The following is a 13,494-nucleotide window of genomic DNA, read 5'->3' as shown; positions in this document are numbered from 1 at the left end:
CACTGAGGACACCCTAAGGAGTAAGGTCCACCAAAGTGAGGTGAGCCTGTCCTCCTTCACGGTCGCACCGCCACTGCCTCACAGCCCCCGACGGAAGCTCCCATGGTCGCCAACTACCTCATCGGTCTGCGCGAAGGCCTCGAAGCCGCGCTCGTCGTCAGCATCCTCGTGGCCTACCTCGTCAAGTCCGAGCGCCGCGACCAGCTGCCGGCGCTGTGGACCGGAGTCGCCGCTGCCGTCCTGATCGCACTCGGCTTCGGCGCGCTGCTGACCTTCGGGCCGCAGGGGCTGTCGTTCGAGGCGCAGGAGGCCATCGGCGGGATCCTGTCCATCGCCGCGGTCGGCCTGATCACGTGGATGATCTTCTGGATGGCCAAGACCGCCCGCTACATGAAGTCGGGGCTGCACCACAAGCTCGACGACGCCATCGGCGGCGGTCAGAAGGCCGTGTTCGTCGTCGCCCTCCTCGCCGTCGGGCGCGAGGGCCTGGAGACCGCCCTGTTCCTGTGGGCCGGCGCGCAGGCGACCAGCGGCAACATCCCCGGCAGCACCCCGAACTCGGGGCCGCTCGTGGGTGCCGCCCTCGGGCTGGCCACGGCCGTGCTGCTCGGCTGGCTCGTCTACCGCGGCGCGCTGAAGCTCAACCTGCGGACGTTCTTCGCCTGGACCGGGCTCTTCCTCATCGTCGTCGCCGCGGGCGTCCTGTCGTACGGCGTCCACGACCTGCAGGAGGCCGGGATCCTGCCCGGCCTGAACAACCTCGCGTTCGACGTGTCGTCGACCGTCCCGCCGAGCAGCTGGTACGGGTCGCTTCTGAAGGGCGTCTTCAACTTCTCGCCCGCGACGACCTGGCTCCAGGCGTTCGCCTGGCTGGCCTACATCGTCCCGACGCTCTACTTCTTCATCCGCACCACCTGGGGCAACGTGCCGTCCCGCCCGGCCGCCGCTCCTGCGGTCGCCGTCACCGCAGCCTGACACCACGCGCTCACACCCGTCTCGAAGGAGACCCATGTCCCACAGTCACGCCCGGACCGCCACGCTGGTTGCCGGACTGGCCGCGCTCGTGCTCCCGCTCACCGCGTGCGTCTCCAACGACACCGCCGGTGCTGGCCCCAGCTCCTCGGCCGGGACGCTCACCGTGACGTCCACGGCCGACGCGTGCGACGTGTCGGCGGACACCGCTCCCTCGGGCACCCTGCAGTTCTCCGTCACTAACGGCGGGGACGACGTGACCGAGTTCTACCTGCTGGGCGAGGACGGCCTGCGCGTGATCTCCGAGGTCGAGAACGTCGGCCCCGGCCTCAGCCGCGACCTCGTCGTCCAGGTCAAGCCGGGCACGTACTACGCCGCGTGCAAGCCCGGCATGGTCGGCGACGGCATCCGGTCCGAGTTCACCGTGACAGACTCCGGCACCGAGGTCGGCCCGACGGGCGACACCGCCGACCAGATCGCCGCCGCCGAGGCCCAGTACGTCGCCTACGTGAAGGACCAGGTGGGCGCGCTCATCACCGGCACACAGGCGTTCGCCGACGCCTACACCTCGGGTGACGACGAGACCGCGCGCAGCCTGTACGCGGACACGCGCGTGCACTGGGAGCGAGTCGAGCCCGTCGCCGAGTCGTTCGGTGACCTGGACCCGCTGCTCGACCTGCGCGAGGCCGACGTCGAGGAGGGGGCCACCTGGAGCGGCTGGCACATGGCCGAGAAGGACCTGTGGCAGCCCACGCCCGAGGCGAACGGTGGCGTCGCGTACGTGCCGCTGACGCAGGAGCAGCGTGACCTGGTCGCGTCCGAGATGGTCGCCAACACCCAGAAGCTCGTCGACGAGGTCAACGCCCCCGACTTCACGTTCGAGGCGTTCCAGATCGCGAATGGCTCCAAGGAGCTGCTCGACGAGGTCGCCACGGGCAAGGTCACCGGCGAGGAGGAGATCTGGTCGCACACCGACCTCTGGGACTTCCAGGCGAACGTCGACGGTGCACGCGTGGGCTATGAGACGCTCTCCGACGTCGTCACGGCGCAGGACCCGGACCTCGCCACGGAGCTGGAGTCGCGGTTCGCCGAGCTGCAGACGCTCCTGACCGAGCAGGGTTCCGTCGAGGACGGCTTCACCTACTACGACCAGCTGTCGGACGCGCAGGTCAAGGCGCTCGCTGCGGCCGTCGACGCGCTCGCCGAGCCGCTGTCGCAGCTCACCGCCACCGTGACCAGCTGACGCCGGTCCTCTACCGCTAGGAGTCACGTGTCCGCCCCCACGGACCCGTCCGACACCCCGGACACCGAGCCCGCCGACCCGACCGAGCGTGCCCGCCTCTCACGGCGCGGCTTCCTCGGGCTGGGCGGCGGGCTCGCCGTCGGTCTCGCCGCCGCCACCGGCTTCGGCGTCGGCCGCGCGACGGCACCGGCGCCCACCACGACGAGCGGGAGCCCGGGCACCTACCCGTTCACGGGCGTGCACCAGGCCGGCATCGTGACACCCGCGCAGGACCGGCTCTACCTCGCCGCGTTCGACCTGACGACCACCTCGCGCGACGAGCTGATCGCGCTGCTGCGCCGCTGGACCACGATCGCGGCACGGCTCACGCAGGGGATGTCGGCCGGTCCGTTCGGCCCCGCGTCCGGACCGTACGACGCACCGCCGGACGACACCGGTGAGGCGGCCGACCTGCTGCCGGCCGGGCTGACGATCACGTTCGGCTTCGGCCGGTCGATGTTCGTCGGCACCCCCTCCGCCGACGGGACGCCGGGCGAGGACCGGTTCGGGCTCGCCGACAGGCTCCCCGACGGACTGGTCGAGCTCCCGCACTTCGCCGCAGACGACCTCGACCCCGCCCGCAGCGACGGCGACATCGTCGTGCAGGCCTGCGCCGACGACCCGCAGATCGCCGTCCACGCGATCCGCAACCTGTCCCGTGCGGCGTTCGGGACCGCGACGATCCGCTGGACCCAGCTCGGCTACGGCCGTACGTCGTCGACGAGCACCGCCCAGCTCACCCCGCGCAACCTGTTCGGGTTCAAGGACGGCACCGCGAACGTCAAGGCCGAGGAGACCGACGCGCTCGAGGATCACGTCTGGGTCCCCTCGGGCGACCTCACCCCGGAGTCGTCGTGGCTCGCTGGCGGCTCCTACCTCGTGGCCCGCCGGATCCGGATGCGCATCGAGACGTGGGACCGCACCTCGCTCCGCGAGCAGGAGGGACTGGTCGGTCGGACGAAGGGCGTCGGGGCACCGCTGTCGGGCGGCACCGAGTTCACCGAGCCGGACTTCACCGCACAGGGCGGTGACGGCAAGCCACTGATCGCGGTCGACTCGCACGTCCGCCTCGCGCACCCGACCGAGAACAAGGGTGTGCGGATGCTGCGCCGTGGGTACAACTTCACGGACGGCAACGACAGCCTCGGGCGCCTCGACGCCGGGCTTTTCTTCCTGGCGTTCGTCAAGGACCCGCGCACGCACTACATCCCGATGCAGTCGGCACTGTCGAGCAAGGACAGCCTCATGGAGTACTTGACCCACACGGCGTCGGGCCTCTTCGCGGTACCGCCCGGACTGCCGGACGACACGCTCGTCCTGGGCGCGGACGGCACGCCGGTGACCACCGACGACAGCCCGTACGTCGGCCAGGGCCTGTTCGCCTGACCACGGGGGTACTCTGCCGCGCGTGACGACTGAGGCGCCGGCGCGCACGCCGCTCGACGCAGGCACGCCCACGCGCGTGTGGCTCGTCGCGATCCTGACGGTCCTGGCGCTCGAGATGGTCCGTGCCAGCGGCCCCCTGCTCGACCGGGCGTTCGCGGTGGGCACGGTCGACGCCGCACTCGCCTCCCTGGGCACGTACGCGGGTGCGGGCGTGGTCGTCGCTGTCGTGCTCCTGGTCGTCGGCTGCACCTCGGGGACTCCGGACTCGCGTGCGCTCCTGCTCGGCTCGGCGGTTCTCGCGGTGCTGCGCGTCGTCCTCCAGGGTCTCGACGGGATCGCGCTGGACGTCGTCGGCCTCGTGACCGTCGCGATCGCCGTCGGGGTGCTCACGCTCGGCGTCGCGTTCGTGGCGGGGCGCCCCTCGGGCGGGCGGCAGGCAGCCGTCGGGCTCGTCATCGGGTGCGGCCTGTCCGTGGGGCTGCAGCTGCTGCTAGGCACGTGGGACGCGCTGTGGCAGCCGGGCTGGTCGGGGTGGATCGTCGCCGTGGCGCTCGGCGTCTCCGTGCTCGGCACGGCCCGCGGCCTCGCGGCGTTCACCACCGCCGCGTCCGAGCCGACCGGCCGGCCACGACGCCTCTGGGCTCTCGGGCCGTTCCTCGCGCTCGCGGCGATGATCGTCGCCAACCCCGCGTTCGCGGCCTCGCAGTCCGGAACCTCGCTGCGTACCGCCGGGATCGTGCTGGTCGCCACGAACTTCGTCGGGGCGAGCGTGCTGCTCCGGCCCGCCCAGTGGACGGCACCGTGGCGGGTGGGTGCCGCCGCGCTCCTCGTCCTCGGTGTGGGTGGTGCGCTCTGGCTGACGGACTTCTGGGCGCTCGTCGCGATCGCGGTGCTCGAGGTGTGCGTCGGCGTCGTGCTCGCCGCGGCGCTGAGCGCGCACCGGCCGGCACCGCGCGGCATCCCCCGGACGGCCTTCGCCACGCTCGCCGTCGGTGTGCTCACGATCGCGCCGCTGCTGGTCTACATGCTCGACTACGACGTGCCGCTGCCCGTCGACAACGCGTGGGTCGTCGTCGTGACCTCGATCGCGCTCGCCCTGTCGGGGCTGCGCCGCCGCACGCCCCTTGCCGGCTCGTCGGAACGGCTCCCCCGCAGCATGGCCTCGGTCCAGCTCCTGCTGCTGCCCGCGCTCGTGCTCGCCGCGATCGGCCTCGTCGCGCTGCGTCCGCCGACAGTCCCCGCGCAGGCCGCCGACGGCTCCCTCACGCTCGTCGACTGGAACCTGCACTACGGCGTCTCACCGCTGACGGCCGTCGACCTCGAGGGCATCGCGCAGACGATCGAGGCGCAGGACGCCGACGTCGTGACGCTGCAGGAGGTGGAGCGCGGCTGGATCTTCGGCGGCGGCGCCGACATGGCCACGTGGTTGTCCCACCGGCTCGGCATGACCATCGAGTTTGCCCCCGCGGCCGACCGTCAGTTCGGCAACGCGGTGCTCTCGCGGTCAGGCATGACCGACGTCGCGATCCACGACCTGCCCTACGGGGACGGCCCCCAGAACCGCTCGGCGCTGGCGACGACCGTGACGACGCCGTCCGGGCCGCTGCGCGTGACGTCGGTCCACCTGCAGCACCGCGCGTCGAACACCCCGACCCGGCTCGACCAGCTCGCAGCGCTCGCCGACGCCGAGACCGTGACGCCGCCCGCCCTGCTCGCGGGTGACCTCAACGCGACGCCCGGCTCGCCGGAGGTCACGTTCCTCACGGACGCCGGCTGGGTCAGCGCGATCGACGTCGCCGGCGACCCGGACGCGCTCACCTCGACGTCGACCGATCCGACCGAGCGCATCGACTGGATCTTCGGCCAGGGCGTCACGTTCGAGTCCGCCGAGGTGCTCACCGGCCAGACGGAGTCCGACCACCTCCCGGTCGTCGCCCGCTTCACCCTGGGCAGCTGACACGCGCGATCGACGCCCACCCACGCGTGCGCCCGAGAACACACTTGTCGACGCCATCGAGCCGTTTGGCGTAGACAACTCTGTTCTCGGCACTCGGTCTCGGGCCAGTGCTTGTTGGTCGGCCTGACCCTGCGCTCCGCTACGGGCGGGTGGCGCTTCGCGGCCCCCACCCTTCGCTGCGCTCCGGCTCAGTCCTCCGAGTCAGTCCTCGATGCGGTGGTGGAGCATGCGTGCCACCTCGGCGATCGTGCCCGAGTACGAGGGGTACACCGTGGACGTCTCGGCGATCTGGTCGGTGGTCAGGCGATAGGTCGCTGCGAGGGCGAGCGGGAAGATCGACTCGCTCGCCCGCGGACCGACGATGACCGCACCGACCACGACGCCCGAGCCGGCGTGCGCGAAGATCTTGATGAACCCGTCGCGGACGCCGAGCATCTTGGCGCGCGGGTTGCGGGACAGCGGGAGCATGCTGACCGAGTACTTGACGCCCATCTCCTGCATCCGGGCCTCGGACAGACCGACGGTCGCGATCTCGGGCATCGTGAAGATGTTCGACGACACACCACGCAACGAGAGCGGGGTGACGGCGTCGCCGAGCGCGTGCGCCATCGCGAGGCGCCCCTGCATGGCCGCAACGGACGCGAGCGGCAGGACCCCGGTCACGTCGCCCGCGGCGTAGATGCCGCGGACGTTGGTGCGCGAGACCTTGTCGACCTCGATGTGCCCGGACGCCGTGAGGCGCACGCCCGCCTCCTCCAGCCCGAACCCGTGCGAGCTCGGGATCGAGCCGACGGCGAACAGGACGTGCGAGCCCTCGACGACGCGCCCGTCGGCCAGGGTGACCTCGACGCCGTCGGCGGTGCGCACCGCGCCGGAGGCGCGCGACTGGGACATGACGGTCATGCCGCGGGTCTTGAACACGTCCTCGAGCAGCTGGGCGGCGTCGGCGTCCTCGCCGGGCAGGACCCGGTCGCGGCTGGAGACGAGCACGACCTCGGCGCCGAGCGACGTGTAGGCGCCGGCGAACTCGGCGCCCGTGACGCCCGAGCCGACGACGATCAGCTTCCTCGGCAGCTCGGCCAGGTCGTACAGCTGCGTCCAGGTGAGGATGCGCTCGCCGTCCGGCTGCGCCTCCGGCAGCATCCGCGGCGTGGCGCCCGTCGAGACGAGGATGACGTCCGCATCCAGGACGAGGTCGTCGGCGCCCTCGGGGGTGCTCACCAGCACGCGCGACGGTCCGTCGAGGCGGCCGCGCCCGAGCACGATCCGGACGCCCTCCCGCTCGAGGCGCGCGCGGATGTCCGCGGACTGCGCGGCCGCGAGCGCCTTGACGCGGGTGTTGACGGCGGCGAGATCGATGCGGTGCCGCAAGCCGTCGACACCGGCGCCCTCGAGCGGGGTGCCGTCGAGCCGGATGCCCAGCTCGGGCGCGCGGTCCGCGATCGTCATCCACTCGGCGGTCGCGATGAGCGTCTTGGACGGGACGACGTCGGTGAGGACGGCGGCGCCCCCGAACCCGGCGGCCTCGACGACGGTGACGTCCGCGCCGAGGCGACGACCGACGAGCGCCGCCTCGTACCCACCGGGTCCACCGCCGATGACGACGACGCGGGTGACGGCCAGGTCCTGCGACGGGGTGCTCACAGCAATCCATTCTGCCGTTCCGGCCCGCTGCGTCCACCGGGCTAGCCTTCGACCATGAGCGACGTCACATCCCTGGACGACCCGACCACCGACCCGTTCGAGATCGCGCGAGCCGCCGCGGGCTACATCGCACGCGCCACCGGCGTCCCGAAGCACGACGTCGCGCTCGTGCTCGGCTCAGGCTGGGGCGGCGCGGCCGACCTGCTGGGCGAGACCGTCGCAGAGCTGGCGAGCCACGACGTCCCCGGGTTCTCCGCGCCCGCCGTGGTCGGTCACGTGGGCACCATCAGGTCGATCCGCATCGCAGGAACCGACAAGCACGCCCTCGTCCTCGGCAGCCGGACGCACCTGTACGAGGGCCGCGGGGTGCGGCGCGTGGTGCACGGCGTGCGCACGGCTGCGGCGACCGGCGCGGGCACTGTCGTGCTCACCAACGGCTGCGGTGGCTTGAACCTTGCGTGGGGCCCGGGCACCCCGGTCCTGATCAGCGACCACATCAACCTCACGGCGACCTCCCCGCTTGAGGGTGCGACGTTCGTCGACCTGACGGACCTGTACTCGCCGCGACTGCGTGCCCTCGCCCGCGAGGTCGACCCGACGCTCGACCAGGGCGTCTACGTGCAGTTCCCGGGGCCGCACTACGAGACCCCGGCCGAGGTCAAGATGGCCGGCGTCGTCGGCGGCGACCTGGTCGGCATGTCCACGACGCTCGAAGCGATCGCGGCCCGGCACGCCGGCCTCGAGATCCTCGGCATCTCGCTCGTCACCAACCTCGCGGCGGGCATCAGCCCCGTCCCTCTCAGCCACGCGGAGGTGATCGAGGCGGGCGCCGCGGCCGGTCCACGGATCAGCGCGCTGCTGGCCGAGATCGTCCGACGCCTCTGACGGGAGGCTCGCGGGGACCTGAGTGAGCGTCCACCCGGGCGCGTGAGTAGTTTGGGCCCATGACCGGCAACGATGCGTGGGAAGACCTCGAGGCGCGCGTGCGGACCTGGATCGAGGACGACCCCGATCCCCAGACAGCAGACGAGCTGCGCGCACTGCTCACCCTGGCCGTCGCGGACCAGCCCGACCTCCCCGAGCCTGACCCCTCGCAGCGGCAGGTGATCGACGCGCGCAACGCGGCCCGCACCGAGCTGGCCGACAGGTTCAGCGGGCTGCTGCAGTTCGGCACCGCTGGCCTGCGCGGGCGGCTCGGCGGTGGCCCGCACCGGATGAACCGCGCGGTGGTGATCCGCGCCGCATCGGGCCTCGCGGACTACCTGCTGGGCGAGCTCGACGGCGTGCACCCCCAGCCGCGGGTCGTCATCGGGTACGACGCGCGCCACAAGTCGATCGACTTCGCGCGCGACTCGGCGGCGGTGCTGACGGCGGTCGGCATCGAGGTGCTGGTCCTGCCCGAGTCGCTGCCGACGCCCGTCCTGGCGTTCGCGGTGCGACACCTGAACGCGGACGCCGGGATCATGGTCACGGCGTCGCACAACCCGCGCGAGGACAACGGCTACAAGGTCTACCTCGGTGGCCGGGTGGTCACCGACTCCGGCCAGGGTTCGCAGATCGTCCCGCCGGCCGACGCCGCGATCGCCGCGGAGATCGCGCACGTCCCGTCCGTCGCGTCGGTCCCGCGGACGAGCAACGGCTGGACCGTCCTGGGCTTCGACGTGCTCGACGCCTACGTGGACGCGGTCGTCGCCCTGGCGCCCACCGACGAGACGAGCCGCGCAGCGGCGTCGAGGCTCAAGATCGTGCTCACGCCCATGCACGGCGTCGGGGGCGAGGTCGCGCAGCGGGTGCTCACCCGGGCCGGGTTCGGCCGCGTGCTCGTCGTGCCCGAGCAGTTCGAGCCGAACCCCGACTTCCCGTCCATCGCGTTCCCCAACCCCGAGGAGCCGGGCGCCATCGACATGGCGACGGGCCTCGCCAGCGACGAGGGCGCGGACATCGTGATCGCGCTCGACCCGGATGCGGACCGGTGCGCCGTGGCGGTGCGGGACCCGCGGCACCGCACCTACCGCGGTCCGGACACGGCCGAGGCCGAGGGCTGGCGCATGCTGCACGGCGACGAGACCGGCGCGCTCCTGGGCACGGCGATGGCGGCGCGATGGCTGGCCGCGGACGCCGAACCGGACGCTGCGACGCCGACGTTCGCCAGCTCGATCGTCTCGTCGCGCCTGCTCGGCAAGATCGCGCGGTCGGCGGGCCTCGGCTACGCGCAGACGCTCACGGGGTTCAAGTGGATCTCCCGGGTCGACGGCCTCGCGTTCGGCTACGAGGAGGCCCTCGGCTACTGCGTCGACCCCGCGAACGTGCGCGACAAGGACGGTATCTCCGCGGCGCTGCTGATGGCGGGCGTCGCCGCCCGGCTGCACGCCGAGGGACGCACGCTGATCGACGCGCTCGACGACATCGCCCGTACGCACGACCTCTACCTGACCGATCAGGTCTCGGCCCGCTTCGCCGACCAGTCCGAGATCCTGCCCCTGGTGCACTCGCTCAAGCGCACACCCCCGCACGTGCTCGGCGGTTCGCGGGTCTCCGAGGTCGTGGACCTGGCCAGCGGCACCGAGGACGACCGCGACGGTCTCCCCGCCACCGAGGGCCTGCGCTTCCTGACGCAGGACGGGACCCGCGTCGTCGTCCGGCCCAGCGGGACTGAACCGAAGATCAAGGCCTATCTCGAGGTGATCCAGCCGGTCCCGGTGCACGCCGACGAGCACGCCGTCAGCCAGGCGCGCACCGCGGCCCGGACGCGCCTGGACGCCGTCGCAGCCGACATCCGGGTCGCTCTCGGCATCTAGGTGCATCCGGTGCGCTCGAAGGCCCGCGGATGAGCGAAGATCTATGAGTGAGGAACAGCGAGGACCACGCATGACCGGAACCCAGATCGCCCCCGCGGAGCACGCTCTCGCGCTGATCGGCGGCGAGGCCAACGACGCCAACCTCCGCCGCTACCTGCACGGGATCCCGGGCGTCGACGCGGTCGGCCTCGAGCAGCGTGCCGCTGGGCTCGGCACGCGGTCGATCAAGACGACGTCGAAGGCCTGGGCACTGGACCGGATCATCGGCCTCATCGACCTGACGACCCTCGAGGGCGCCGACACGCCCGGCAAGGTGCGCTCCCTCGTCGCCAAGGCTGTGACTCCCGACGCCGCCGACCCCGGCTGCCCGCGGGTCGCCGCAGTCTGCGTGTACGGCGACATGGTGCCGCACGCGGTGGAGGCGCTCGGCGCCCTGCACGGCGACCCCGCGAAGGGCGGCATCGCGGTCGCCGCTGTCGCGACCGCCTTCCCGAGCGGGCGCGCGTCGCGCTCGATCAAGCTCGAGGACACCGCCGACGCCGTGGCCGCGGGTGCCGACGAGATCGACATGGTCATCGACCGCGGCGCGTTCCTGGCGGGCCGGTACGGGCAGGTCTACGACGAGATCGTCGCCGTGAAGGAAGCCTGCCGACGAGCCGACGGCACGTACGCCCACCTCAAGGTGATCCTCGAGACCGGCGAGCTGAACACGTACGACAACGTCCGGCGGGCCAGCTGGCTCGGGATCCTGGGCGGCGGCGACTTCATCAAGACGTCCACCGGCAAGGTCGCCCCCGCGGCCACGCTCCCGGTGACCCTGCTGATGCTCGAGGTCGTGCGCGACTGGGCCCGGCTGACCGGGCAGCAGATCGGCGTGAAGCCCGCCGGTGGCATCCGCGCGTCGAAGGACGCGATCAAGTACCTGGTGACCGTCGCCGAGACGGTCGGCGAGGAGTGGCTCACGCCGCACCTGTTCCGGTTCGGCGCGTCGAGCCTGCTCAACGACGTGCTCCTGCAGCGCCAGAAGATGACGACCGGCCACTACTCCGGTCCCGACTACGTCACGATCGACTGAGGCCCCCTGATGACATTCCTCGAGTACGCCCCGGCGCCGGAGTCGCAGGCGATCCTCAACCTGCGCAGCGAGTACGGACTGTTCATCGGTGGCGAGTTCCGGCCGGGCGGCGGTGCGCCGTTCTCCTCGATCAACCCCGCGACCGAGAAGCACATCACGACGATCGCGCACGCGAACGAGGCTGACGTCGACGCCGCCGTCGCCGCGGCGCGCAAGGCGTACGAGAAGACCTGGTCCCGCCTGTCCGGCGCCGACCGCGGCAAGTACCTCTTCCGCATCGCCCGCCTGCTCCAGGAGCGGGCCCGCGAGCTCGCCGTCGCAGAGAGCCTGGACAACGGGAAGCCGATCAAGGAGAGCCGGGACGTCGACATCCCCCTGGTCGCCGCGTGGTTCTTCTACTACGCCGGCTGGGCGGACAAGCTCGACCACGTCGGACTCGGCTCGTCGCCTGCTGCCCGGGGCGTCGCCGCGCAGATCATCCCGTGGAACTTCCCGCTGCTGATGCTCGCCTGGAAGATCGCACCCGCGCTCGCCGCGGGCAACACGGTGGTGCTCAAGCCCGCGGAGACGACGTCTCTGACGGCGCTGCTGTTCGCCGAGATCGTGCAGCAGGCCGACCTGCCCCCCGGTGTCGTCAACATCATCACGGGCGCGGGAGACTCCGGCATCCCGCTGGTGGGGCACCCGGACGTGGACATCGTCGCCTTCACCGGCTCGACCCCCGTCGGGCGCGCGATCGCCAAGAGCACGGCCGGCACGCGCAAGAAGGTCATCCTCGAGCTGGGCGGCAAGGCAGCGAACATCGTCTTCGACGACGCGCCCATCGACCAGGCGATCGAAGGCATCGTCAACGGCATCTTCTTCAACCAGGGGCACGTCTGCTGCGCGGGAAGCCGCCTGCTGGTCCAGGAGTCGGTGCACGACGAGGTCGTGGACCGCCTCAAGGCGCGTCTGTCGACGTTGCGCCTGGGCGACCCGCTCGACAAGAACACCGACATCGGGGCGATCAACAGCGCGAGCCAGCTCGAGCGCATCCGCGAGCTGAGCGACATCGGGGAGGCGGAGGGGGCCGAGCGGTGGACGGCGGCGTGCGAGATCCCGGCCAACGGGTTCTGGTTCGCGCCGACGATCTTCACCAACGTGTCGACGAGCCACCGGATCGCCCGCGAGGAGATCTTCGGCCCCGTGCTGTCGGTGCTGACGTTCCGGACGCCGGCCGAGGCGGTCGCCAAGGCGAACAACACCCCCTTCGGTCTGTCGGCGGGCATCTGGACCGACAAGGGCAGCCGCATCCTGGCCGTCGCCGACAAGCTCCGCGCCGGCGTGATCTGGGCCAACACGTTCAACCGGTTCGACCCGTCGAGCCCCTTCGGCGGCTACAAGGAGTCGGGCTACGGCCGCGAGGGCGGCCGGCACGGCATCGCCGCCTACCTGTCCTCGAACGGAGCCACGAAGTGAGTCGCCTGGCCGTGCCCAAGACGTACAAGCTGTACATCGGCGGGGCCTTCCCCCGCAGCGAGTCCGGGCGCACCTACGAGGTCACCACCAGCAAGGGCGCCTTCCTGGCCAACGCGGCCAAGGCCTCCCGCAAGGACGCCCGCGAAGCCGTCGTGGCGGCCCGTGCGGCCGTCTCCGGGTGGTCGGGCGCGACCGCGTACAACCGCGGCCAGGTGCTGTACCGGATCGCCGAGCTGCTCGAGGGCCGTCGCGAGCAGTTCGTCGCCGAGATCGTCGACACCGAGGGTGTGTCCGTCGCCAAGGCGACCGCGCAGGTGGACGCCGCGATCGACCGCTGGGTCTGGTACGCCGGGTGGGCCGACAAGTACGCCCAGGTGACCGGGAACGCGAACCCGGTCGCCGGTCCCTACTTCAACATCTCGGTCCCCGAGCCGACCGGTGTCGTCGCGATCGTCGCCCCGCAGGACTCGTCGCTGCTCGGCCTGGTGTCCGTGGTCGCACCGGCCCTCGTCGCGGGCAACACGGTCGTCGTCGTGGCGTCGGAGAGCCTGCCGCTGTCCGCGATCAGCCTCTCGGAGGTCCTGGCGACGAGCGACGTGCCCAAGGGCGTCGTCAACGTGCTGACGGGCTCCCCCGCCGAGATCGCGCCCTGGCTCGCGAGCCACGCGGACGTCAACGGCCTCGACCTGGCCGGCGCCGGTGACCTCGACTGGGTGGACCTGCAGATCGCGGCCGCCGACACCCTCAAGCGCGTGCTCCCGCCCGAGGTCGTCGGGCGGTCCCTGGGTCGCATCACGGCGTTCACCGAGACGAAGACCGTCTGGCACACGAAGGGCATGATCTAGAACGGTGACCGCCCGAAAGGGCGATCCCTGCTGCCCCTGCGACGGGTTACCCGCCGGACCGCAACGACACACAATGG

General features: G+C 71.8%; 10 protein-coding genes. 9 read left to right on the top strand and 1 reads right to left on the bottom strand.

Annotation, left to right across the window (positions count from 1 at the left end):
- Window positions 1-102: 102 nt before the first annotated feature.
- The 4 genes from efeU to AC1DPN_RS09490 are packed head-to-tail and all read left to right on the top strand — an operon-like array spanning window position 103 to window position 5,597.
- Entirely contained in the window at window positions 103-975 is an 873-nt protein-coding gene (gene efeU / locus AC1DPN_RS09505; RefSeq protein ID WP_477084483.1) for an iron uptake transporter permease EfeU, read from the top strand.
- A 34-nt stretch (window positions 976-1,009) separates the two neighbouring features.
- On the top strand, window positions 1,010-2,215 hold the full coding sequence (efeO, locus tag AC1DPN_RS09500) for an iron uptake system protein EfeO (protein WP_477084482.1): 1,206 nt from the start codon (window positions 1,010-1,012) through the stop codon (window positions 2,213-2,215).
- A gap of 27 nt (window positions 2,216-2,242) precedes the next feature.
- The gene (gene efeB / locus AC1DPN_RS09495; RefSeq protein ID WP_477084481.1) at window positions 2,243-3,640 is read left to right on the top strand and encodes an iron uptake transporter deferrochelatase/peroxidase subunit; all 1,398 of its coding nucleotides are present in this window, start codon (window positions 2,243-2,245) and stop codon (window positions 3,638-3,640) included.
- A gap of 22 nt (window positions 3,641-3,662) precedes the next feature.
- Window positions 3,663-5,597 (top strand): endonuclease/exonuclease/phosphatase family protein, encoded by a 1,935-nt coding sequence (locus AC1DPN_RS09490; RefSeq protein WP_477084480.1) that lies wholly within the window; start codon window positions 3,663-3,665, stop codon window positions 5,595-5,597.
- 201 nt (window positions 5,598-5,798) lie between these two features.
- Here the strand turns inward: AC1DPN_RS09490 and AC1DPN_RS09485 are convergent, their stop codons facing one another.
- Window positions 5,799-7,241, bottom strand: coding sequence for an NAD(P)H-quinone dehydrogenase (locus AC1DPN_RS09485; protein WP_477084479.1), 1,443 nt, complete (start codon window positions 7,239-7,241; stop codon window positions 5,799-5,801).
- Window positions 7,242-7,295: 54 nt separating this feature from the next.
- Between AC1DPN_RS09485 and AC1DPN_RS09480 the strand changes: the two genes are divergently transcribed.
- The 5 genes from AC1DPN_RS09480 (at window position 7,296) to AC1DPN_RS09460 (ending at window position 13,417) form a co-directional block, all read left to right on the top strand.
- Window positions 7,296-8,126, top strand: a complete 831-nt coding sequence (locus tag AC1DPN_RS09480) for a purine-nucleoside phosphorylase (RefSeq protein ID WP_477084478.1) — start codon at window positions 7,296-7,298, stop codon at window positions 8,124-8,126.
- A 59-nt stretch (window positions 8,127-8,185) separates the two neighbouring features.
- On the top strand, window positions 8,186-10,039 hold the full coding sequence (locus tag AC1DPN_RS09475; protein ID WP_477084477.1) for a phospho-sugar mutase: 1,854 nt from the start codon (window positions 8,186-8,188) through the stop codon (window positions 10,037-10,039).
- 70 nt (window positions 10,040-10,109) lie between these two features.
- Window positions 10,110-11,114 (top strand): deoxyribose-phosphate aldolase, encoded by a 1,005-nt coding sequence (gene deoC / locus AC1DPN_RS09470; protein ID WP_477084476.1) that lies wholly within the window; start codon window positions 10,110-10,112, stop codon window positions 11,112-11,114.
- Between the two features lie 9 nt (window positions 11,115-11,123).
- The gene (locus AC1DPN_RS09465) at window positions 11,124-12,572 is read left to right on the top strand and encodes an aldehyde dehydrogenase family protein (RefSeq protein ID WP_477084475.1); all 1,449 of its coding nucleotides are present in this window, start codon (window positions 11,124-11,126) and stop codon (window positions 12,570-12,572) included.
- Entirely contained in the window at window positions 12,569-13,417 is an 849-nt protein-coding gene (locus tag AC1DPN_RS09460) for an aldehyde dehydrogenase family protein (protein ID WP_477084474.1), read from the top strand. The genes AC1DPN_RS09465 and AC1DPN_RS09460 overlap by 4 nt, the downstream gene beginning before the upstream one ends.
- The last annotated feature ends 77 nt before the right edge of the window (window positions 13,418-13,494 follow it).

It is taken from the genome of Cellulomonas sp. P4_H4, from assembly GCF_056400865.1.
The sequence above is the reverse complement of the archived record's forward strand: the minus strand, read 5'-3'. Positions and strand labels throughout refer to the sequence as shown.

Coding starts and splice junctions, on each gene's coding strand:
- AC1DPN_RS09465 (WP_477084475.1), top strand. CDS start 11,124: ATGACATTCCTCGAGTACGCCCCGGCGCCGGAGTCGCAGGCGATCCTC.
- AC1DPN_RS09475 (WP_477084477.1), top strand. CDS start 8,186: ATGACCGGCAACGATGCGTGGGAAGACCTCGAGGCGCGCGTGCGGACC.
- AC1DPN_RS09480 (WP_477084478.1), top strand. CDS start 7,296: ATGAGCGACGTCACATCCCTGGACGACCCGACCACCGACCCGTTCGAG.
- deoC (WP_477084476.1), top strand. CDS start 10,110: ATGACCGGAACCCAGATCGCCCCCGCGGAGCACGCTCTCGCGCTGATC.
- efeO (WP_477084482.1), top strand. CDS start 1,010: ATGTCCCACAGTCACGCCCGGACCGCCACGCTGGTTGCCGGACTGGCC.
- efeU (WP_477084483.1), top strand. CDS start 103: ATGGTCGCCAACTACCTCATCGGTCTGCGCGAAGGCCTCGAAGCCGCG.